Here is a 20,630-nt window from a genome sequence, read left to right on the forward strand (position 1 = left end):
CGTCGCGACGCTGGCCGTGCTCAAGTCCGGGGGAGCCTGCCTCTTCCTGGACCCCGGCTACCCACCGGAGCGGATCGCCTTCATGGTGCGCGACAGCCGCGCGGTCGGCGTGCTCACGCACCAGCGGTGGCTCGACCGGCTGCCGGACGTCGGGGTCCCCGTCGTCCCCGTCGACCTCTGCGCCGCGGCGCTGGCCGAGCAGCCCGCCGTGGCGCCGCCCGCGCAGGCGCAACCCCATCACCTCGCGTACCTCATCTACACCTCCGGATCCACCGGCACGCCCAAGGGCGTGGAGGTCGAGCACCGGAATCTCACCAACCGCCTGTACTGGGACGCGAGCGCGTTCCCGCTGGGGCCGGGAGACATGGTTCCCCAGCACACGGCACTCGGTTTCGACCCGTCCGTCTGGGAGATCTTCGCCCCGCTGGTGTCGGGGGCCGCCGTCGTCCCCGTCACCAGCGGAGCCAACGATCCCCAGCGCCTGCTGAAGACGCTGCTGGCCACCGGCGTGACGGCCATGACCTGCGTCCCCTCCATGCTGGATCTCCTGCTGGACGAGGACGCCCCGCGACTGGCCGACATCGAAGGGCTGCGGCACGTCTTCTGCGGCGGCGAAGCGCTGTCACCGGAGCTGGTCCGGCGCTTCCACCGCTGTGGCACGCGAGCGGTGCTGCACAACTGCTACGGGCCGAGCGAGTGCTCCATCGACGCCACCCACTGGCGCTGTACCGCCGCGGAAGAACAGCGAGAGGTCCCCATCGGCGTGCCCATCGACAACGTGCGCGTGTACGTCCTGGACGAGGTCGGCACCCTGGTCCCGCGCGGCCACGACGGGGAGTTGTACGTCGGTGGCGCCGGCATAGCCCGGGGGTACCGCGACCGCCCCGAGCTGACCGCAGAGCGCTTCCTGGCCGATCCGTTCACGGACGAACCCGGCGCACGCCTCTACCGCACGGGGGACCTGGTCCGGATGCGGGAGGACGGGGCCCTGATCTTCCTCGGGCGGTCCGACGACCAAGTGAAGATCGCCGGACACCGCGTCGAGCTGGGGGAGGTCCGCAGCGCCCTCGAGAACAGGCCGGAGGTGCGCACCGCCGTGGTCACGGCGGCCGACGGGCGCCTCAACGCCTACGTGGTCCCCACTGGTTGCGCACGCCCCGACGAGGACGGGCTGCGCGATGCCCTGAGGGAAGCGCTGCCCGACTACATGGTGCCCTCGGGCATCCGCATCATCTCCGCTGTCCCCCTGACGGCGAACGGCAAGGTCGACCACGCGGCGCTGCCCGCCGTGACGCAGAACAAGAAGGCCACCGAGCCGACCGGGGCCGAAACCTCCGGTACCGAACAGAAGCTGGCGGCCCTCGCGGCTCGGGTGCTGGGCGTCGACATGATCGAGATCAGCGACAACTTCTTCGCCGTCGGAGGCAGTTCGCTGCATGCGGCCCGCTACATCGCCCGCGTGCGCAAGGAGCTGGACTGCCAGGTCGACCTTGCGACGTTCCTCGCCGCCCCCACGGTCAAGGAGCTCGCCGAAAGCCTGGACCAACCTCATTAGAGGGGGAGACCCGGATGGACAACTCGGCGGACCACGCCGCCGACTGGGCGGTCGCGCCGCAGACGGGCCTGGCCGCGGACGGCCGGCCGAGGCTGTTCTGCCTGCCCCACGCCGGCGGTGACGGCAGCGGATTCCTCACCTGGGCGCGACCGCTGCGGCCCCGAGTCGAGGTACTTCCGGTGGTGCTCCCCGGACGCGGCAAGCGGCACCGGGAGGAACCCGCCACGCATCTACAGCGCCTCGCCCGGTCGCTCGCCGCGATGCTGGCCCCCCTGGCCGGAGGTCCGTACGCCCTCTTCGGCCACAGCCTGGGCGCCCTTCTCGCCTTCGAGATGGCGCGGGAGCTCGGGCGTGCCGGACGGCCGCCGCGGCTTCTCATCGCCTCGGGGAGCCCGTCCCCACCCCGGGCGGCGGAGCACCCGGAAGCGTGGCACCTGCTGCCGGACGAGGCGTTCCTCGACGTCGTGCTCGCGGCCGGCGGGACCCCACCGGACGTCCTGGCGGAGCCCGAGCTGCGTCAGCTCCTGCTCCCCCGCCTGCGAGCCGACTACACGATGGCCGAGACGTACCGCTACGGCGGCGGGCTGCCCCTGCCGTGCCCGATCCTCACCTACGCCGGCTCAGCGGACGACCAGATTCACGGGGACGTCCCCGAGGACTGGGCGCGCGTGAGCACCTGGGGAAGGCAACCCGCCCGCAGGTTCCCCGGCGGTCACTTCTATCTGGAGGAGTGCCGTCCCGCCGTCCTGGAGGCGATCCGAACGGACCTCGCCGACGCCTTCGGCGACGACCCGAGCACGAACGACGCCGGGGAGAGCATCGAGCCCCGCACCGATGCGCCCACCAAGACGGGCAAGACCCCACTGGAAAAGGACGGCCGCCGGGGATGACCGCACCTTCTGACGACACCGCTCGCGCCCGGCACCCGCTGGAGCCGCTGACTGCCCAGGAGATCCGCACGGCAGTCGACGTACTCAAGGAGCAGCACGAGATCGGCCCGCAGCTGCGCTTCGTGATGATCTCGCTGCGCGAGCCCGCGAAGCGGGACCTGTGGGAATTCGACGCGCGCACTCCTCTGGAACGCGCGGTCTTCATCGTGCTCCGCGACCTGGCCCACCGCCGCACCTACGAGGCCGTGGTGGCGCTCAACCGGGAGAAGGTGGTGAGCTTCGAGGAGCGGGTCGGCGCACAGACCGCGATCACGGAGGAGGAGTTCACCCGGTGCGGGACCGCCGTGCGGCAAGACGCACGCTGGCGGGAGGCGATGCGGCGGCGCGGGGTCGAGGACTTCGCGCTGGCCATGGTGGACGCGTGGCCCACCGGGCACATCGAGGGACTCGACGACGCTCCGGAGCGCCGCCTGTGCTACGCCCTCACCTTCGTCCGGACGCACCCGGAGGACAACGGGTACGCCCGGCCGGTGGAGAACCTCGAAGTGACCGTCGACCTCGACTCGATGGAGGTCCTGAAGGTCACCGATCACGGCGTCGTCCCCCTGCCGCCGCTCGCCGGGAACTACGACCCCGAGTTCTGGACCCAGGACGCGAACTGGCCGGGCCTCACCGCACCGCGCGAGGATCTGCGCCCCATCGAGATCACCCAGCCGAACGGCCCCGGCTTCGACGTCGACGGGTACGCCGTACGCTGGCAGAAGTGGCACCTGCGCCTCGGCTTCACCGTCCGTGAGGGGCTGGTGCTCCACCAGGTCGGCTACGAGGATCAGGGCCGTATCCGGCCCATCCTCCACCGGGCCTCTCTCGCGGAGATGTACACCCCCTACGGCGACCCCGGCCTCGTCCACCGTCACAAGAACGCCTTCGACGAGGGCGAGTACGGGGCCGGCTTCATGGTCAACGCCCTGGAGCCGGGGTGTGACTGCCTCGGCGAGATCCGCTACTTCGACGCGGTGATCCACGACCAGGACGGTGCGCCGGTGGTGCACCCCAACGCCATCTGCCTGCACGAGGAAGACGTCGGCGTGGGGTGGAAGCACACGGACTTCCGGACCGGAAGGGTCGTCACCCGACGCCAACGCCGCCTGGTGATCTCCTCCTTCGCCGTCCTCGGCAACTACCAGTACGGCTACTTCTGGTACCTCTACCTCGACGGGACCATCCAGTTCGAGGTCAAACTCACCGGCATGATCTCCACCGGAGCCACCACATCGCCTCACCCGGCGCACGGCGCCCTGGTCGCACCCGGCCTCTACGGCCCGCACCACCAGCACTTCTTCTGCGCCCGCCTCGACATGAGCGTCGACGGCCGGCACAACACCGTCTACGAAGTGGACTCCGAACCGCTCCCCATGGACGGCGCCAACCTGCGCGGCAATGCCTGGCGTACCCGAGCCGTCCCGCTGCGCTCGGAAGCGGAGGCGCAGCAACGCACCGCGCGGTCGGCCACCGGCAGGTTCTGGAACGTGGTCAACCCGAGCCGGCTGAACGGGCTCGGAGAACCGGTGGCCTACAAGCTCGTCCCCGAATCCGGGCTGCTGCCCATGCAGCCCGAAGGCAGCGAGGCATGGCACCGGGCTCGCTTCATCTACGGGCACCTGTGGGTGACCGCCTACGATCCGACGCAGATGTTCGCGGCGGGCGACTACCCCAACCGCAGCGCGGGCGGTGACGGGCTGCCCGCCTACGTCGCCGCCGACCGCCCGCTCGACAACACCGACATCGTCGTCTGGCACACCTTCGGCGAGCACCACGTCGTACGCCCCGAGGACTGGCCGGCCATGCCGGTGATGAGCACCGGCTTCACCCTCCGGCCCAATGGCTTCTTCGACGGGAACCCGGCCCTGGACGTTCCCGCGCCGACGTCCTGTCATTCACACGCGGACGGGGCGGCCTGACCGGGGCGGACCGCTCCGCCCTCTCCACGGCGCTCACCTGCCGACGGGACCCCGCACGTACGCTCCGCACCAGGAGGACCAGCCATGTCCCGCACCCCTCCGCACGCCGACCGCTACCGCACCCGCGTCCCGGAGAAGACCGCGCCCATCCCCCGCCCCGACCCGGTGGTCTACGGCTCCGCCACCGACGGACCGTTGTCCGCCACCACACTCACGCACTTCGAAGAGAACGGCTACTGCTCGGACCCGGCCCTGCTCGGCGAGGCCGACGTGGCCACGCTGACGCGCGAGATGTCCGCGCTGGCCGCCGACCCGGACATCCGCGGCAGCGACCGCAGCGTCATCGAGGAGAACTCGCGGGAGGTGCGCTCGGTGTTCGAGGTCCACCGCATGAGCCCGATCTTCGACCAGCTCGTACGCGACCCCCGCATCCTCGGACCGGTCCGCCAGTTCCTCGGCTCCGACGTGTACGTCCACCAGAGCCGCATCAACTACAAGCCCGGCTTCGGCGGTGGCCCCTTCTACTGGCACTCCGACTTCGAAACCTGGCACGCCGAGGACGGCATGCCGACCCCCCGCGCGGTCAGCGTCTCCATCGCCCTCACCGAGAACTACCCGTACAACGGCAGCCTCATGATCATCCCTCGCTCGCACCGCACCTTCGTACCGTGCGTGGGCGAGACGCCGAAGAACCACTACCGGAACTCACTGCGGACCCACACCGTGACGATCGGCATGCCGGACGACGCCTCCATCGCAGAACTCGCCTCAGGCCAGGGCATCGAACAGCTCACCGGCCCGGCAGGCTCGGCCACCATCTTCGACTCCAACTGCATGCACGGCTCGAACGGAAACATCACTCCCTACCCCCGAGCCAACGTCTTCATCGTCTTCAACAGTCTGGAAAACACCCTGCGAGCCCCCTTCGCCGCCGCCGAGCCACGCCCCGAACACATCGCCAGCCACGACTTCACCCCGGTGAACCTCTTTCATCCTCTGTCAGGAGGGTGAAATCGCCTGGTCAGCGATAGTGACGAGGCAGGGCCCCTGGTCGTTGGCGTGGTGATTCCACTCATCACACCGGCAACCGAGCCTTGAGGTTGTCCCGTATGAGGCGTGGGTTACCCGGTGAGAGCCAGGTTGTGGAGCCGGGCGGTGCCCGGCATGGCCTGGTGAACTCCGTGTCCCTTGAGTCGGCAGTCCCGCAGGATTTTCCAGTTCTTCAACCGCGACAGGGCGTGTTCCACCCGGGCTCGCGCCCTGCGGTGGACGGCATTCTCTGCCTCCTGGTGTGGGCTGAGGCGCTTCTGGCCTCGTCGTTTGCGGTGCGGGATGAGCAGGCCGGTGCCCTGGTATCCGCCGTCGGCGATGGTCGGTGCGCTGCGGCAGGTCCGGTCGACGCCGGACTCGGTGAATGCCCGGCAGTCGTTGCGGCTGCCGGGCAGCGGAAGGCCGATCGCCACCGCCAGACGGCTGTTGGCGTCGATGACGACCTGCAGGTTCGTCGAGTAGCGGTAGTTCTTGCTGGAGGCGGCGACGCTGCGGTCGCGGGTGGGCACCAGAGTGCCGTCGACGATGTAGACGGTGTCTTTGCGCGGCCGGCGGGCCGGCGAGATGGCCAGCAGGGGCGCCAGGTGGTCGAGGATGCGGTCGGCCGCGGACTTCGAGACCCCGAACAGCGGCGCCACTTGCCGCAAGGTGAGGTTCGTGCGCCAGTACGTCGCCACCAGCAACACCCGGTCCTCCAGCGGCAGCCGCCAGGGACGGCCGCGCCGAACGTCACCACCACGACGCCGCACCAGAGCCACCAGCCTGGTGAACTGCGACTCGGTCAGCCCGGAGAACGGCTCGATCCACTTCGGATCATCCGCTGAGATCACCCCACCCATACCCAGCCAACGCACCAACTGCCCCACCAGTTACGGGACAACCTCTTGCTGGTTCCGTATCCGTCCACGCTCGACGTCCCGTACGAATCAGTCGAGCATGTCTCCTGGCTCATCTACACCCGCGGGCGTGAACTTGGCTCGCCGTGGAGGAAGTTGAGCTGCTTCAAGCAGGCCCGGCCGGCACTGGCCCACCTAGGTCTTGGGAATGCGACACGACGACTAAGCAGCGACTTCCGAGTGATACGTCAGAAGAGATCCGACGTGCACCTCGAAGGGTGCGAAGTCCGCAAGCTGCTTGGTGAGTTCACTGACCAGTTCGTCGCGTTCCTGCTGGAGAACGAGAGGCCGCATCGCAGTCAGTGATTGATCGAGTGTCACGTGCAGCCGCGGCAGCGGAACCGGGGTGAGTGGGCAGTCCGCCAGAGCCTCGTTCTCGCGGGTTGTAGGTTCTTGATTGGGATGTCTCTTTTCGGCACGCTGACCTGGAAGTGCTCAACCGTCTCATTCGCGGGCCACAGCACCGCTGTCTCACGATCTTGTCCCATCGCGGCTCCCCACGACAACGTCGCTGGGGTCCTGACCAAAGGGGCTAGGGTAGCGAGTATGCAGGCCCCGCAAAGCCAAGCTGGTCCGAAAGACAGATCCTGGAGCTGTCCGCTACCGACCTCGGGCCGCTACCACGTGCTGGTGAGCCTGTGGAAAACGCCGGAGATATGGGAGTTGAAGGCCGTCGCAGTCGTCTGTGAAGTGACAGCCGTCGCAGACTTGGAGCTTGGCAGCTACCTCGCCGCGTAGGCTCGCGGAACTGACGAACGGGGATACGCCCAGCATCGATCTCCGCAGCGAGAGGGTGTAGGTGGGTGGAAGGCCGACGGCCGACGAAATGCACGGGGGCGCGTTCGCCACGGAGACCGGGATGGTACCGACTGTCCTCGCCATCGCCGCGGACACTTGGTCCATGAAGGTTCGCAGACTGGGCAGCGTCGACTCCACGTTGTCGTACGCAGCCCCTTCGATGATAGGGAACGAATAACGGATAGCAGCCTTCGGCACGACCCGGCGGATCAGGTTGGGGAAGTCCTCGGCCTCGTGCGCGTTCTGCGTGCAGACCACGAAGTTCACCTCGGTGAAGACCTGGTCGTCGGCGGCCAGCAATGTCAGCGCGCGCATTGCGAGGGCGAAGCTGTTCCTGCGTCTAGCGATGCCGTTGTGGGTCCCGGGAAGTGTCCCGTGCAGCGACAGGAGGACATGGGTCACTCCCGACTCAACGAGACCGTTCAGATAGCGTGGGTCGGCTATGCGATGGCCGTTCGTCTGAATCCCGATGGACACGAATCCCTTCGTCGAAGCATGGCGGACGAGGTCGGGCAAATCCTTCCGGAGAGTCGGTTCGCCCCCGGAGAAGACCACGCTCGCAATGGTTCCGATGGAGGCAGCCTCGTCGAGGGCGCGCACGGCCTGGTCGTGGGTGAGCTTCGGTTCGTGCCGGATCCACTCGGTGAAGCAGAACACGCAGGTGCTGTCGCACTGTCCACCGAGTGACAAGGACAGCCAAGTGGGATCGGCGAGGTTCCCGAACATCGGCAAAGTGCGCGGGTCGCTGGCCGGTGCGGTACTGCTCACGGGCCGCAACCCAGTCACCTCGAACCGGGTGAGCGCCGCCGACACCGCATCGTCAGACAGGAGATACGAGCGGATCTCGTCGCGATTCACCCGGACGACTTGGCCGGACGGCAGTGCCGTGCAGACCACCGTCGTCCGGTCGGGATCGTCGCTCCCAACGGAGAACACAACGGATCGGAGCGCCTCAACTGGCACCAGATGAAGCCGTCGGTCGGAGTGGGTCAGTAGCAGGAGTTCGGTCGTGGTCATCGGCGTTACACCATCTGTGGTGCCCACTCCGGCCGCCGGTGATTCCCCACCAGTTTCACGTGATCGCCGGATTGGAGACCCGCCATGGTGAGGCTGAGCGAGTCGGCTAGAGTCCCGCCGTTGGCAACCAACGTCCAGTCGTACGCGTAGGTGTCCGTTGGAATCAGCCGTTCGGCCAGAACACGTGCCGCCATCCCGACCGCCGAGAAGCGGTTCACCTCAACGACGAAGACAGCGTCAGACTGACGCATCCCAAGTTCCAGGAAGATCTGGTTCTCTTCGTCCGCGTGCCGTTGTGGCAGGTGCATTGCCTCGTTGGACAGAAGCAGGAACTCGCACCCGTCCTGCAGCAACTGCCGGAGCCTCTCTGGAACACGAGGGTCCTCCGCCCGCCGGATAGAGATCGCGGCGTCCGATGCTCCGGCCAGAACGAGCTTGGCCGGATCGACGCCGGTGCGATGGATCAGCTTGGGCACGTCCGCGTCGGGCAGTCCGAGCACCGTCAGCATCGCCGCCCCCTGGGAGAACGCGTCCTCGACGGAGCGGCCAAACCCGAGAGCGCGGTAGAAGCCGGCGGAGAACTCGATTGCTGCGGCGTCGCCCACCCGGTCGGTCATTCCGATCACCGCGTCTGCCTGCTCCGCCAGGGTTTCCGCCTGGGTGGCCGAGTAGCACGCGTTCAGCACGACCACTTGGAGCCACTGACGGAAGTGGGAGAAGATCGTGCCCAGTGCCTCCCGGCTCAGTGGCTGGCTCGAACCCGACGTCGTCTCGAGGACGATCTGATCGGCTTCGCCATGGCCGACGAAGTGGATCACATTCGGCTCGAAGGAGTTCAACTGGTACAGGAGTTCGTCGACCGTGACGGCCCATGCGGACCGGATGGTGAACCGGTGGGCGGCGTTGCTCTCCCGGATCCTCTCCTCGATCCTGCGGGTCTCCTCGCCGAGCCGCAGTGGATGCGTGTCGCGTGGGTTGGCGGCCAGGATCAGTAACTTGATCAACTTGCTTCCATCCTCGGGACGTTGACCTGCTCAGTGCACACAATATCCCGTACCACACCGGCAGATGAGCGAACGTGGCGACGAAGGTTGTTCTGACGCAGTGCAGTTGGCAGACTTCGTGGGCTGCCGAGCTGCCTGCTTGCCATCGTGCGCGAGAACAACTCGGACTGGTGTTCTCACGCGAGTTGGCCTCTGTGGAAGCACGCGTTGATGGGCTGGGAGAACTCGGCTGACGTGATTCTTTCGCAAGGCTGCTCGTAACCGTCCGCAGAGATCGCCGTGCCGCAACCAGACGTTCAGCGTGGTCGGGGCTGAGGTTCCACCATCCAGCAAAACGCTGCCGCTCGGTGTGTGACGCGATGAGAATCCGGCAGATTGCACTGAGCGAGTAGAAATCCGACACCTTCAAGGCGTCAGGACAGGAAGTCGTCTCACTGAAGCGTCCTTCAGGCCAGACAAGGGCTATCAACAATGAGAAAGGGATACGCGAAATGCCAACCTACAAGCGTAACGAGCGCCGCCGGCTCGCGGTCTTGATCATTCGGGATGATGTACACGTGAAGAAGAGTTTCGCCCTCCGGTCGCGTGTCCTGGGCATGCTGGAACACAACCGGCGTACGACCATGCACCGTAGCGTCCTGTCGCCGAACGCGCGTCGGCTGTAGGTGAGTTGGGTACGGTCCGACCGGCGGTCCGGGTCGTTCGGCGGCGGAGGCGAATCATGAAGAGTGCGCTCGTGGGGCTCGCGGCGTTCGAGACCAGAGCGGGTGGGGCCGCCCGGACCCTGCTGCACAACCAGGGGTACGACGGCGGGTGGGGCCTCACCCTGACCTCGGTCTCGTCGATCGTCAACACCAGCGAGGTCCTGCCGATCCTGCGGCCCGCCGGCATCGCCGGACAGCCGGTTCGCCAGGGGCTCGACTTCCTCACCGGCGCCATCCCGGAGCACTCGCGGCCCCGGCCCAAAGGCGGTCGTGGTGAACACACCCGGTTCATCGCCTTCGGCCTGGCCGGACTGCTGTCCCATCCTCGCTTCTTCCACCACAACGGCGTCGCAGAGACCGCGGCCTGGTGCGTCGGCTGGCTGGAGGACCACCGGGTCGACCACGGATGGCCCGAAGTCCTCGGACTCGACGACACCTCGCTGCACCAGACCGCCCTGGTGGTGCACCGGCTCGCCGAGCTCAGAGATGCTCTCCATGACTTCGGCCCAGGACTCCTCTTACCCGGCGGGGTGGAGACCACCAGCCTGCTGGAGCGCGTCGAACCGCTGATCGACCACGGAGTGCACGGCCTGCTCTACCACCGGCGCCCCAGCGGGGCATGGGGGTGGCGTACCTACATCGACACCGACCCGAGCCCGAGCAAGACCGCGCTGTGTCTGCTCGCGCTGTCGGCCGTCTGTGCCGGAACCGGGCCCGGCGGCGAACCCGCCTACCGGGACGTCCCGCGGGAGGAGGGCGGGGTGCACGGCCCCGTGCAGCACAAGCGGCTGTCCCACGTGGTCGTCGAGGCCGGCCAGTGGCTGCTGCACAACCACCACCGGTGGGAGGAGTTCGTCGAGGACGACAAGGACGTGCAGGGCACCGCCTGGGAGCACATGGCGTACGCGCTGTGCACCCAGGCCGCCATCCGGGCCGGCGCGAGCCCGCGCGATCCCCGCCTCGCCAAGGCGTGGAAGCTGATGAACGACCTGTGGGACCCGGAGGCCGGGCTGTGGAACGAACCGGGCGCCTCGGGCAAGCGCGCCACCATCCGCGCCGCGTACTACACGGTGTCGGCCTACGAGGAAGCGATGCAGCGTCTGGCCCGGATGAACCTTGCCGACACCACCTCCGAGGACGCGAGCGAGGCGTCGCCTGAGATGGCCATCGTCCATGTCGCCCTCGGTCCGGGCCGGACCATCCTCCTCAGGGCACGCAGCAGCGAAGGCAGCGTGGCGTGTGAGCTGTCGGAGCGCCTGTTCGACGTGGTGAAGGTCGTGTACGACGCCCCAGAGACCGGAATGTCGACCGAGCGGATCGCGGCGACGCTCTACGTCGCCCCGTCCTCGGTGCCCAAGTACGTTCAGCGCCTCAACCACGCCGTCTCCACGGCCTTCGGCGGTGCCCCGGCCCGGCTACTGCTGGCCGGCACGGTGGACGGGGCCAGCGGATATCGCCTCGCAGGACGGTAGGCCGCCGCCTACGACGTGGCGCGCTCCCCGGCCAGCGGGTAGTTCAGCAGGGCGAACCGCGCCAGGGAACGGACCTGGTCGAAGGTCTTGAGGGCGTCGAGGTCCTCCAGGCCGAACCAGGCGGCCCCGTGCACCTCTTCGAGCTGCGCCTCCACGGCCTGTTCCCGGGTTCCCGGCTGCCGCTGGACGTAGAAGAACTGGACCAGCGCCGGCGTCGGAAAGCCTTCGCGCTCGATGTCCACATAGAACGGCACGGGTTCAGGAGTGGCGTTGTGGTCGGCCGGGTGGATGGACGGCTGGCTGGAGATCGCCTCCACCAGCAGCCCCGTCTCCTCCTTGAACTCACGCACCGCCGTGCCCGCGAAGGACTCCCCGGGCTCGATATGACCGCCCGGCGGAACCCATTTGTCGAAGCGGTTGTGGTGCACAAGCAGCACTTTGCCCCGCTCGACGAGGTAACCCGAGCAGCAGTACACCAGACCGATATCGCGGGCGGTCTGGCCGTCGTGGATCAGAATCGAGCGAGGCACCCCGTCACGATAGCCCACAGCGAAGCACGCGAACTTCTGTGCAGATGAAGCCACTTCAGGGCAGTGTCAGCGCCGCACCGATGACATGTCATCGGCAATGACAGCGCGATGTCATCACGTACCCGTCATCGCGGGGCGGATCGTGGTCGCATCCCGCTCCGCGGCACCCGTCGCGGGCCGGCGTCGCCCTCTGTCCGTTGAGGAGAGGACCTCGATGCGCTCTCGCTCCCTCCCGTGGCGTGCCCGGTACCAGCAGCGGTTCGCGGCCCCGCAGACCGTGGTGGTGCAGCCCACGACCTGGTGCAATCTGGACTGCCGGTACTGCTACCTGCCGTTTCGCAAGCTCAAGCACCAGATGCCCCTGGAGGTGGCCGAGGCTCTGGCGCAGGCGGTGGCCGAGTTCGACGACAGCGGCCATCCGATCGGCGTCGTCTGGCATGGCGGGGAGCCGCTCGCCGTGGGCCAGCAGAAGTTCGCAGCCCTGCTCGCGCCGTTCGAGGCTCTGCGGCGGGCAGGCCGAGTCCACCACTATGTGCAGACCAACGCGACGCTGATCACCGAGACGTGGTGCGACCTGCTGGCCGCGTACGACGTCCGCGTCGGGGTGAGCATCGACGGGCCGGCCGCCTTGAACGCCGAGCGCGTCGACTTGCGAGGCAAGCCTGCCTTCGACCGGATCCTGCGCGGCATCGCGCAGCTGCGCGAGCACGACATCCCGTTCTCCGTCATCTCGGTGGTCGGCACCCTGGGCATCGCGATGCCAGAGGAGCTGCTGGAGTTCCTGGCCTCGCTGGGCGGCCACTCGGTGGGCTTCAACATCGAGGAGATCGAAGGGGTCAACACCGGCCGGCAGCCGCCCACCGTTGTCCAGGCCGAGGAGTTCTGGCGCCGCATCCTCACCTGGGCCCGCGAGCATCCTGGCGCTCCGGCGGTCCGGGAAGTCGAACGGCTTGCCGAGTACCTCCAGCTGATCCGTTCCGGCCGCAGAGCTGCGTGGGACGGGCGCCGCCTCGACCCGATCCCCACCGTCTCCTGGAAGGGCGACGTGGTCCTGCTCTCCCCTGAACTCGCGGACACGGCGGCGCCTGAGTACGGCGGCTTCGTGGCCGGCAACATCCTCGACCGCCCGCTTCCTGAGGTCCTCCGTGATGCTCACCGGCTGCGCTACGTACGCGACTTTCTCACCGGCCTGGACCGCTGTCAGGCCGAGTGCGAGTTCTTCGACTTCTGCCGCGGCGCACAGGCCGCCAACCGCTACTTCGAGAACGGCGACCTCACGACCACCGAGACCACCTACTGCCGGGTCTCCCGGCAGGCCCTGGTCACGGCCCTGTCCACGCTCGCAACCAAGGAGGCTGTTGCATGAAGATCCTGGACCGACTCGTCGCATCCGACACCCCCGTCGTGATGGAGTTGACAGCAACTCACGACGCCCCGCCTCCGGTGATCGTTGAAGGAGCGTGGGACAACCGGCCCACGTGGGACAACTGGGCGAAGACCCCGGCTCCTTTCGACAACCGCCCGACCTGGGATAACTGGGACAAGAAGAAGTGAGTCGTCCCGCTGCTGGCACGCCCCTGGGCGTGCCAGCAGCGCCGGCGACCTAGCCACTGCGCTGAAAGGCTGTTGATGGACACCCGCACGATCCGCCGTACGAGCGTCACGCTCCCCGCCCTGAACGAGCCGGGTCTCTATCTCTCCAACGTCACCTCGCTGGAGGGCGGCCGTGGCCGGGTGGCGGAGTTCTACTACGCCGACGCCGACCTGCGCGACCTCGACCTGTCCGACACCCATCTGATGGACGGGCGGATCACCGGCCTCAAGGCCCAGCGCACCCGCCTGGAGAAGCTCCGCGTCGACTCCGTGGAGTTCACCGGCTGCGACCTGGCCTCCCTGCAGTGGACCGACAGCAAGATCTCCCGAGCCGTCTTCCGCGACTGCAAGCTCATGGGCGCCGCACTCGAAGACGTGACGCTCGACAACGTCCTGTTCGAGAACTGCAAGATCGACTACAGCACCCTTACCCGTCTCCGGGCCACCGGCCCCGTGATCTTCGCCAAGTGCTCGCTGCGCGAGACCACCTTCGCCTCCGCCGACCTCGGCGGAGCCCTGATCGACGACTGCGACTTACGGCTGACCGAGTTCGACGGCGGCAAGTACCGCGGCCTGGACCTCCGGGGAAACGACCTCTCCCAGCTTCGCGGCCTGGCCTCGCTCAAGCAGGTCGTCATCGACCACGCCCAGACGCTCCAGCTGGCCGAGGCCCTCGCTGCCGAGCTGAACGTCACCTTCGGTGAAGACCTCGACGACAAGTAGCCCCGCACCTGCCCTCGGGAGGCACGGCCATGGGCCCGCGACTCGTATTCGACACCTACGCCGACATACGCGACCGGTGCGACACCGCACCGGTCCGGCAGACCGCCGGCGAGCCCGGCTACGACCACGACGCCATCGTCCCCAGCGACGATTGGGTCCCCCTCACCGCCGACGAAGCCGAGCGGCACCAGGCCGACGACTCGACACCGGACAGCATCCGCATCGATCTCATCCACCGGCCGCTACCACCACTCGCCCCGGACGACCTGTCCGGCCGGCTCGAAACCGCCGCCCGCCTCGACCCCCTCAACGGCCGCTGGCCCACCACTCTCCTGGGGTGCGCATCCAGCCCCGGCAACTGGACCACCCCCACAACGGACTCCACCACCGGCCAACGCATCGGCCTGCACGTCGACAACTTCGACCGGCTGCCGTACCCCAGACGCCACCAGGGCCGCCGCCGTCTCTGCCTCAACCTCGGCCCCGGCTCGCGCTACCTGCTCATCGCCGACCACGACATCCAGCAGATCTGCCGCACGCTCCACACCGACCTGGACCGCCACCACCCCCACACCGAGGACATCCGCCGGTACATCGCCGCAGGACACCCGCTGCGCTGCCTGCGCATCCGCCTCGAACCAGGCGACGGCTACATCGCTCCGACCGAATTCCTTGCTCACGACGGCTCGACCACCGGCATCGACCAGCCCTCCGTCACCGCCTTCTGGCTCGGCCAGCCACCGAACGCGTCATGACCGAACAGCCACGAAAACCGAGTTCAAGGGCCGGGAGACCCGAGCACGGAGGCGAGGGCGCCCCCTGAACTCCTGATACAGCTCGGGAAGATCTCGCTCGGCGGCAGCTGTGCCGGCCTGTACGCCGTGCGCCTGACGGAGGACGCCGCGGACCACTGTCTGGTGCTCTGTCAGCGAGGTTGGGAAGGTTCGGTCCGGATCAGCGGAACCCTGTCCTCGATAGCGGAGCCGCTGCACGGGAAGACGCGGGCGGCCATGCCCACGGCCGGCAGGGAGCTGCGGGGAACCAAGACGAGGCAGCGCAGTGGAGCGCGATGGCCCGTCAACTGCTGATGGTCAAGCGGGCGAGTCGGCGCGGGCGCAGTGTCCGAACGGTCTCGGGCGGACTGCCGTATGAGCACCGAGCGAGGCCATGCCTGCGCACCCATCTTCCCGCATGCCGTCATGCCTTCGGCAACTGGGGGACGCCTCCATCCCTGCCCCGCTGAAGGCAGTCGCTGACCTGCGAAGTTATGTGGCCGCGGTGCCTGACCCACGGGCCCGTCGCGGCATCCGTCACCCGTGGACGGCCCTGCTCGGCGCTGCGGCCGCCGCCGTTCTGGCCGACGCCGCCTCGATCACGGCGATCGGAGAGTGGGGCGCCGACGCGCCCCAGAGGGTTCTGGCCCTACCCGGGTTCCGGCCCGATCCGCTGACCGGCCTGATCCGCCCGCCCCATGCCACGACCATCCGTCTCGTCCTGGCCTCCGCGGACGGCGACGCCCTGGACCGTGCCATCGGCGACTTCCTCCAGGAACGAAAGGTCATCGGCGTCGATGGCAAGACGCTCCGCGGCTCACGCACCGCCGGCCGAGGGGCCATCGCTCTGATCGCCACGATGACCCACAACGGCCAGGTCCTCGCCCAACGCCAGATCGACGACAAGAGCAACGAGATCCCGGCCTTCGCCCCACTTCTCGACGGCATCGACCTGACTGGCGCGGTGATCACCGCGGACGCCCTGCACACCCAGCACGACCACGCCACCTACCTGCACAAACGAGGCGCCCACTACCTGGCCGTGATCAAGCGCAACCACCCCGCTCTCCACGACAAGGTCCGACGTCTGCCCTGGCGTGACTCCGCCTGGACCACTACGAACGAGGCCGGGGCCACCACCGCGACGAGGTCCGCCGTCTGAAAACAGCCGCGTTTTTCGCCCACCTCGACTACCCTCATGCCCGCCAGGCCCTCCAAGTCGTCCGCTGGAGAAAGGACCTGGGAACAGGCAAGCTTTCGATCGAGCTGATCCACCTGGTCACGAGCCTGCCGCCCGGCGCGGCTGACGGCAGCGAACTCGCCGCCGGGATCCGTGGCCACTGGCGCATCGAGAACCACCTCCGCGACCGCACCTTCCACGAGGACGCCTCGAAGATCCGCACGCATCACCTGCCCCGCGTCATGGCCGGCCTACGCAACCTCGCTGTCGGTGTTCACCGCCAGGACGGTCACGCCAACATCGCCGCGGCCCTCCGCCACACCGCCCGAGACCACCTACGGCCCCTCACCGCTCTCGGACTGGCATGACGAACCCGGACACAAGATCACTTCTCAAAGACCCTGGCGGAGACCCGCTACTTCTTCCGCAGACGCCAGCACCGGCCGCACATCGTCCGCGGCTACTTCGACAGCCCACACGTTCAGTACGTCTTGAACGAGAACCCCATGAGTTTCTGATCAATAACGGTAACGAAATACCAGCAGGTCAATACCTAGGGACATAAAATGGCTCCGGAACCAGTTCAGCAATACCGAAGCCTCCAAAGTTCACATCAGTAAGCATTCCGTAGACAAACTCAGACATACCCATCTCATACTCTCGCAAATCCCCCCCACGCTCCCGGACCCCTACATTCCAGCCCTCCGGACGACCACCCGAAAGACCGATCCAATAATACTCAACCGCAGTTTCCGATACCCCCCACGGAATTAGCCCACCTCTATCAGGGGTGAACAATCCATAAGGTTCATACATCTTCCGAACTACCGGATGCTCATTAGAGATTTGATGAAAATCCTTCAATACCTCAACCACCTCAAAAGCTCCACTCGCCGAAGAGGAATACACCTCCAAGTAGTCACTAAATTTCCCCGCACCGAAGCACGAGCAGAATCTCTTAAAGTCTTCAGGGAGTTCAGCCCCCAACTGCCGCTCTGCATCACCCCAGTCAATCGAGATATCCCTGGACTCCCAAGAGACTGCAGACGCGATTCGCTCCACCCAATCCATCAGTCACTCCTAAAATTCTAACGCGCCCTATTGTGAATCCTCACGCTACCAGGACCTTCCATATTACCACCCCACTTCAAGTCAAGATAATCCGGAATATAGTCGTCACCTTGATAATGAGGGATCACTTCATAATAAATCGTCTCGCCCTCTTTCAGGCGTCTCGCCAGATCGTTCTCATAGCCAGACATCAGAGGAGAGTTTACACGAGCATACAACGGAACCAAGTTCCTGAGGTCGTCACCATCGCCACCCAGTTGCCTGCCAAGGAGATGACCACGATGCAGCCCCTTACTACCCGAAAATCCTCGTGGCACATGATTGTAGTCGATAGGGAAGGTGGTCCCGGTTCCAACGATTTCCGTAGGACCTGTCTCCAACACCCATTCGCCATCTTCATCAACATAATTATAGTCGCCCTTATTCAGGCAGGCATACATCCCTTGAGCCCTCCCTCGCCCATCGAGAGGCATGTAATGAATAGCCGAATAACCCTTGGCGCAATCACTGCTACGCACCGGACGATCCAACCTGGAATTGAATTCAAATTGAGTTTCAGGTGTAACGAAAAGTGAATTCTCATAATTGGCGGATAGATTCGTCCCGCCAGGCTCGAAATCGTCACTCCCGAACAAGCCCAACATGCGAGATGCGTCAAATAGGACATTCCACCCATCCCCTTCCTTCCATCCTCCCAAGCTGCCATCCCAATCAGGCTTAGGAAGAGGTCGATCCGGCGCGGGAATCGGATTGGTACCGTCATTAGGATTCTGATCGACAGGCGGCTTCGGAGGAGTGATTGTTCTGCAAGGCACCATCCAGCAGGAAGTCCCGCCTCCTCCACCTGACCCGCTCGACCCTACGGAAGGCCCCGGACGCGCCTTCCGTCCTCCGCACATTCCTACGCAGCCAAGTGACGAGTTTCCCTGAGGCTGAACCGCAGGACCGGGCGCCGGGATCGTTCTGCCACTGGAGCGCAATCTCCGCAGGGGGGCGCGCTCGACCTTGAAGTAATCGGCAAAGTATGTGTCATAGATATAGTCAGCTATAAGCCCAGAAATTATGCCAGTCGGAGTTCGTTTCCGGTAAAACCCTATTCCCCCCACGATTACGCGATCGATCTGTCGTCCTCCGTCCGGCCTATTCGTGTAGGGAACTCTCGTCCGACTGGGGGCCAGCACGTCATGGCCGGTGGGGTCGGTGTAATTGAGGGGGCTGCCATTCGCGTAGAGGTAGCGATTGCTCCGGGCAGACGGGGTGGGCTCCAGTTGCCAGGTGTCCCGCGAGCCGAAGGACCCGGTGCCCGGCTGGTACCAGCGGGCGGCCATGTTGATGTCGCCGCTGGTGGGGTCGGTCCAGCCGGACTGGTAGCCGACGGCGGGGGTGGTGCCGGTGGTGGCGGTTTTGGTGCCGAAGGGGTCGTAGGTGGTGGAGCTGGTGGTCTGGGTGGCGTTGGGGGTGAGGCCGGCGATGAGGTCGGTGTGCTGGTCGGTGAGGGCCCGCTGTTTGGTGGTGCCGTCGGTGTAGGAGAGGAGGGCGCCGTCGGGGGTGCGGTTGTAGGTGGTGGTGCCGTCGGTGGTGAGGTTGTTGGAGCCGCCGTCGTAGGTGAAGGCCGTGGCGCCTCGGGTCTGGACGCGGTCGAGGGAGTCGTAGGCGTAGGTGGTGGCGCCGTCGGTGATCTTGCGTTCGAAGGCGTCGGAGGTGAGGGTGCGCGGGGTGCCGGTTCCGGTGGTGGAGGCGAGGGTGCCGCGGGCTGTGTAGGTGTAGGCCGTGGTGCCGTCGGTGAGTTGGCGGTTGCGGGCGTCGAAGGTCGCTGTCTTCGTGCCGGCTTGGGTGCGGTTGCCGGAGGCGTCCCACGTGTAGGCGGTGGTGGTGCCGTCCTTGGTCCAGGACGTCATGCGGTTGGCCTGGTCGTAGGCGTAGGTGTTGGTGCCGGCGCCCGCCGTGCCCGTCGTCTTCTTCGAGGTGAGGTTGTCGTCGAGGTCGTAGCCGTACGTGGTGGAGGCGACCGTGGTCGTGCCGTCGATGGTGGTGACGGTGTCGGTGGCGAGGCGGCCGAGGTCGTCGTAGGCGTAGGCGCGTTGGGCCGTGGCCGCGAAGGTCGTGGCTCCTGCGGGTTGGGTGGCGTACTGCTCCTGCTTCGGCCGGCCGGCGGCGTCGTAGTCGTACCAGGTCTGGTTGCCGGTGATCGCGTCGGTGGTCCAGTCGATGCGGCCTGCGGTGTCGTAGCCGTAGGTGGTGGTGCCCGCTGCGGTCTTGCGCAGGGTCATGGCGCCGTCGGCGTTGTAGCTGTACTCCGAGGTGCCGCCAGGGCCGGCTGTGGTGAGGAGTTGGCCTCGGTCGTTGTAGGTGTAGGTGTTGCGGGTGACGCCGTCGGCGGTGCCGGTGGCGGTGAGGCGGCCGGTGAGGTCGTACTCCAGGGTGCGGGGGGTGGTGGTGGCTTCGGCGCCGGTGCCGGTCTCGCGGGTGAGGCGGCCGAGGCCGTCGTAGGTTTTCTCGCGTTTCACGCCGCCGGGCAGGAGTTCCGTGACGGCCTGGCCGGCCTTGTCGTAGACGGTGGTCCAGGTGCGGTCGGATGCTGCCGGGTGGGCCTGGGTGGAGGGCTCGATGGTGGATTCGGGCAGGCCCCAGGGGGTGAAGGTGTAGGTGGTGGTGTTGCCTCGGCCGTCGGTGAGCCGGGTGCGGTTGCCTGCCGCGTCGTAGCCGAAGGAGGTGGTGATCGAGGCGGTCGCGGTGAACGGTTCGGTCTGCTGGGTCGTGCGGCCCAGGGCGTCGTACGTGTAGGTGGTGCGGGCGTTGGTCTGGGGGGAGACCGTGGCGGTGCGGTTGCCTTCGGCGTCGTACTCGGCGGTCGCGGTGCGCAGGGCGGTGGTGCCGGTGCCGTAGTCGGTGGTGGCGGTGATGTTGCCGAGGGTGTTGTAGGTGGTGGCGGTGCGGCGGTTGGTCGCGTCGGTGGTCTGGGTGCGGCGGCCGAGGCCGTCGTAGTCGAACTTGGTGGTTCCGGCGGGGGTGGTGACGGTCTTGGGTTCGCCGGCCGGGTTGTAGGTGCTGGTGGTGGTGATGCCGGCCGGGGTGGTCGAGGCGGTCTGGTTGTTCGCGTCGTCCCAGGTGTAGCGGGAGATGAGGTTGGCCGTGGTGGGGTGGCGCTCGACGGTGGTGGCGGTGAGGGTGCGGCCGAGTTCGTCGTAGGTCGATTCGGTGCGGGCGCCCAGCGGGTCGGTGGCCGAGAGCTGGAGGCCGGTGGGGGTCCAGGTGTAGCGGGTGATGCCGCCGCCGTCCGTGCTGGTGGGGTTGAGGAGGTCGGAGTCGGTCTCCGCGGCGAGGGCCGTGGCGGCGTCGGCCGCCGGGTCGGTCCGGGAGATCAGTTGTCCGAGCTGGTCGTAGGCGTAGCGGGTGACGCGGCCGAGGAGGTC

16 protein-coding genes are annotated in these 20,630 nt (G+C 66.9%); 10 read left to right on the plus strand and 6 right to left on the minus strand.

What is annotated here, in order from left to right; genetic code table 11:
* From AOK24_RS13040 to thpD, 4 genes are all read left to right on the plus strand, one after another.
* A partial coding sequence (locus AOK24_RS13040) for a non-ribosomal peptide synthetase (RefSeq protein ID WP_159051862.1) occupies positions 1-1,555 on the plus strand: 1,555 nt, incomplete at its 5' end.
* 14 nt (positions 1,556-1,569) lie between these two features.
* Positions 1,570-2,445 (plus strand): thioesterase II family protein, encoded by an 876-nt coding sequence (locus AOK24_RS13045; protein WP_055720223.1) that lies wholly within the window; start codon positions 1,570-1,572, stop codon positions 2,443-2,445.
* Complete coding sequence (locus AOK24_RS13050) at positions 2,442-4,406, plus strand: primary-amine oxidase (RefSeq protein WP_055720224.1); 1,965 nt, start codon at positions 2,442-2,444, stop codon at positions 4,404-4,406. The genes AOK24_RS13045 and AOK24_RS13050 overlap by 4 nt, the downstream gene beginning before the upstream one ends.
* An 84-nt stretch (positions 4,407-4,490) precedes the next feature.
* Positions 4,491-5,417: an ectoine hydroxylase gene (thpD, locus tag AOK24_RS13055; protein WP_055720225.1), complete on the plus strand. Its 927-nt coding sequence runs from the start codon at positions 4,491-4,493 to the stop codon at positions 5,415-5,417.
* Positions 5,418-5,527: 110 nt separating this feature from the next.
* On the opposite strand, the gene AOK24_RS13060 is transcribed toward thpD, so the two are convergent.
* The 3 genes from AOK24_RS13060 to AOK24_RS13070 form a co-directional block, all read right to left on the minus strand.
* Positions 5,528-6,295: an IS5/IS1182 family transposase gene (locus AOK24_RS13060; protein ID WP_055720226.1), complete on the minus strand. Its 768-nt coding sequence runs from the start codon at positions 6,293-6,295 to the stop codon at positions 5,528-5,530.
* A gap of 657 nt (positions 6,296-6,952) precedes the next feature.
* Positions 6,953-8,167, minus strand: coding sequence for a radical SAM protein (locus AOK24_RS13065; protein WP_055720227.1), 1,215 nt, complete (start codon positions 8,165-8,167; stop codon positions 6,953-6,955).
* A gap of 5 nt (positions 8,168-8,172) precedes the next feature.
* Positions 8,173-9,171 (minus strand): CHAT domain-containing protein, encoded by a 999-nt coding sequence (locus AOK24_RS13070; RefSeq protein WP_055720228.1) that lies wholly within the window; start codon positions 9,169-9,171, stop codon positions 8,173-8,175.
* 721 nt (positions 9,172-9,892) lie between these two features.
* Here AOK24_RS13070 and AOK24_RS13075 point away from each other — a divergent pair.
* The gene (locus AOK24_RS13075) at positions 9,893-11,347 is read left to right on the plus strand and encodes a hypothetical protein (RefSeq protein ID WP_055720229.1); all 1,455 of its coding nucleotides are present in this window, start codon (positions 9,893-9,895) and stop codon (positions 11,345-11,347) included.
* A gap of 8 nt (positions 11,348-11,355) precedes the next feature.
* Here AOK24_RS13075 and AOK24_RS13080 read toward each other — a convergent pair whose 3' ends face one another.
* Positions 11,356-11,877, minus strand: a complete 522-nt coding sequence (locus tag AOK24_RS13080) for an NUDIX hydrolase (protein ID WP_055720230.1) — start codon at positions 11,875-11,877, stop codon at positions 11,356-11,358.
* A 214-nt stretch (positions 11,878-12,091) separates the two neighbouring features.
* On the opposite strand from AOK24_RS13080, the gene amcB reads away from it, so the two are divergent.
* From amcB to AOK24_RS50590, 5 genes are all read left to right on the plus strand, one after another.
* Positions 12,092-13,243, plus strand: coding sequence for a cyclophane-forming radical SAM peptide maturase AmcB (amcB, locus tag AOK24_RS13085; protein WP_055720231.1), 1,152 nt, complete (start codon positions 12,092-12,094; stop codon positions 13,241-13,243).
* Entirely contained in the window at positions 13,240-13,431 is a 192-nt protein-coding gene (amcA, locus tag AOK24_RS13090; protein ID WP_055720232.1) for a multiple cyclophane-containing RiPP AmcA, read from the plus strand. Before amcB ends, amcA begins: the two co-directional genes overlap by 4 nt.
* A 75-nt stretch (positions 13,432-13,506) precedes the next feature.
* Entirely contained in the window at positions 13,507-14,193 is a 687-nt protein-coding gene (locus AOK24_RS13095; protein ID WP_055720233.1) for a pentapeptide repeat-containing protein, read from the plus strand.
* Between the two features lie 29 nt (positions 14,194-14,222).
* A complete protein-coding gene (locus AOK24_RS52270; protein WP_055720234.1) occupies positions 14,223-14,948 on the plus strand; it encodes a hypothetical protein in 726 nt (241 codons plus the stop codon).
* Positions 14,949-15,471: 523 nt separating this feature from the next.
* A complete protein-coding gene (locus tag AOK24_RS50590; RefSeq protein WP_240553867.1) occupies positions 15,472-16,128 on the plus strand; it encodes an ISAs1 family transposase in 657 nt (218 codons plus the stop codon).
* Positions 16,129-16,692: 564 nt separating this feature from the next.
* Here AOK24_RS50590 and AOK24_RS48490 read toward each other — a convergent pair.
* Positions 16,693-17,217: an SMI1/KNR4 family protein gene (locus AOK24_RS48490; protein WP_133258177.1), complete on the minus strand. Its 525-nt coding sequence runs from the start codon at positions 17,215-17,217 to the stop codon at positions 16,693-16,695.
* Between the two features lie 17 nt (positions 17,218-17,234).
* On the minus strand, positions 17,235-20,630 hold a 3,396-nt coding region (locus tag AOK24_RS52275; RefSeq protein WP_206191191.1), incomplete at its 5' end, for a DNA/RNA non-specific endonuclease.

The organism is Streptomyces niveiscabiei (assembly GCF_001419795.1).
Classification (GTDB): Bacteria; Actinomycetota; Actinomycetes; order Streptomycetales; family Streptomycetaceae; genus Streptomyces; species Streptomyces niveiscabiei.

Bases quoted from the DNA above. Each gene is read 5' to 3' on its own strand.
- AOK24_RS13075 (WP_055720229.1), top strand. From the start codon at position 9,893: ATGAAGAGTGCGCTCGTGGGGCTCGCGGCGTTCGAGACCAGAGCGGGT.
- AOK24_RS13045 (WP_055720223.1), top strand. From the start codon at position 1,570: ATGGACAACTCGGCGGACCACGCCGCCGACTGGGCGGTCGCGCCGCAG.
- AOK24_RS13050 (WP_055720224.1), top strand. From the start codon at position 2,442: ATGACCGCACCTTCTGACGACACCGCTCGCGCCCGGCACCCGCTGGAG.
- AOK24_RS13065 (WP_055720227.1), bottom strand. From the start codon at position 8,167: ATGACCACGACCGAACTCCTGCTACTGACCCACTCCGACCGACGGCTT.
- amcA (WP_055720232.1), top strand. From the start codon at position 13,240: ATGAAGATCCTGGACCGACTCGTCGCATCCGACACCCCCGTCGTGATG.
- AOK24_RS48490 (WP_133258177.1), bottom strand. From the start codon at position 17,217: ATGGATTGGGTGGAGCGAATCGCGTCTGCAGTCTCTTGGGAGTCCAGG.
- amcB (WP_055720231.1), top strand. From the start codon at position 12,092: ATGCGCTCTCGCTCCCTCCCGTGGCGTGCCCGGTACCAGCAGCGGTTC.
- thpD (WP_055720225.1), top strand. From the start codon at position 4,491: ATGTCCCGCACCCCTCCGCACGCCGACCGCTACCGCACCCGCGTCCCG.
- AOK24_RS52270 (WP_055720234.1), top strand. From the start codon at position 14,223: ATGGGCCCGCGACTCGTATTCGACACCTACGCCGACATACGCGACCGG.
- AOK24_RS13060 (WP_055720226.1), bottom strand. From the start codon at position 6,295: ATGGGTGGGGTGATCTCAGCGGATGATCCGAAGTGGATCGAGCCGTTC.
- AOK24_RS13095 (WP_055720233.1), top strand. From the start codon at position 13,507: ATGGACACCCGCACGATCCGCCGTACGAGCGTCACGCTCCCCGCCCTG.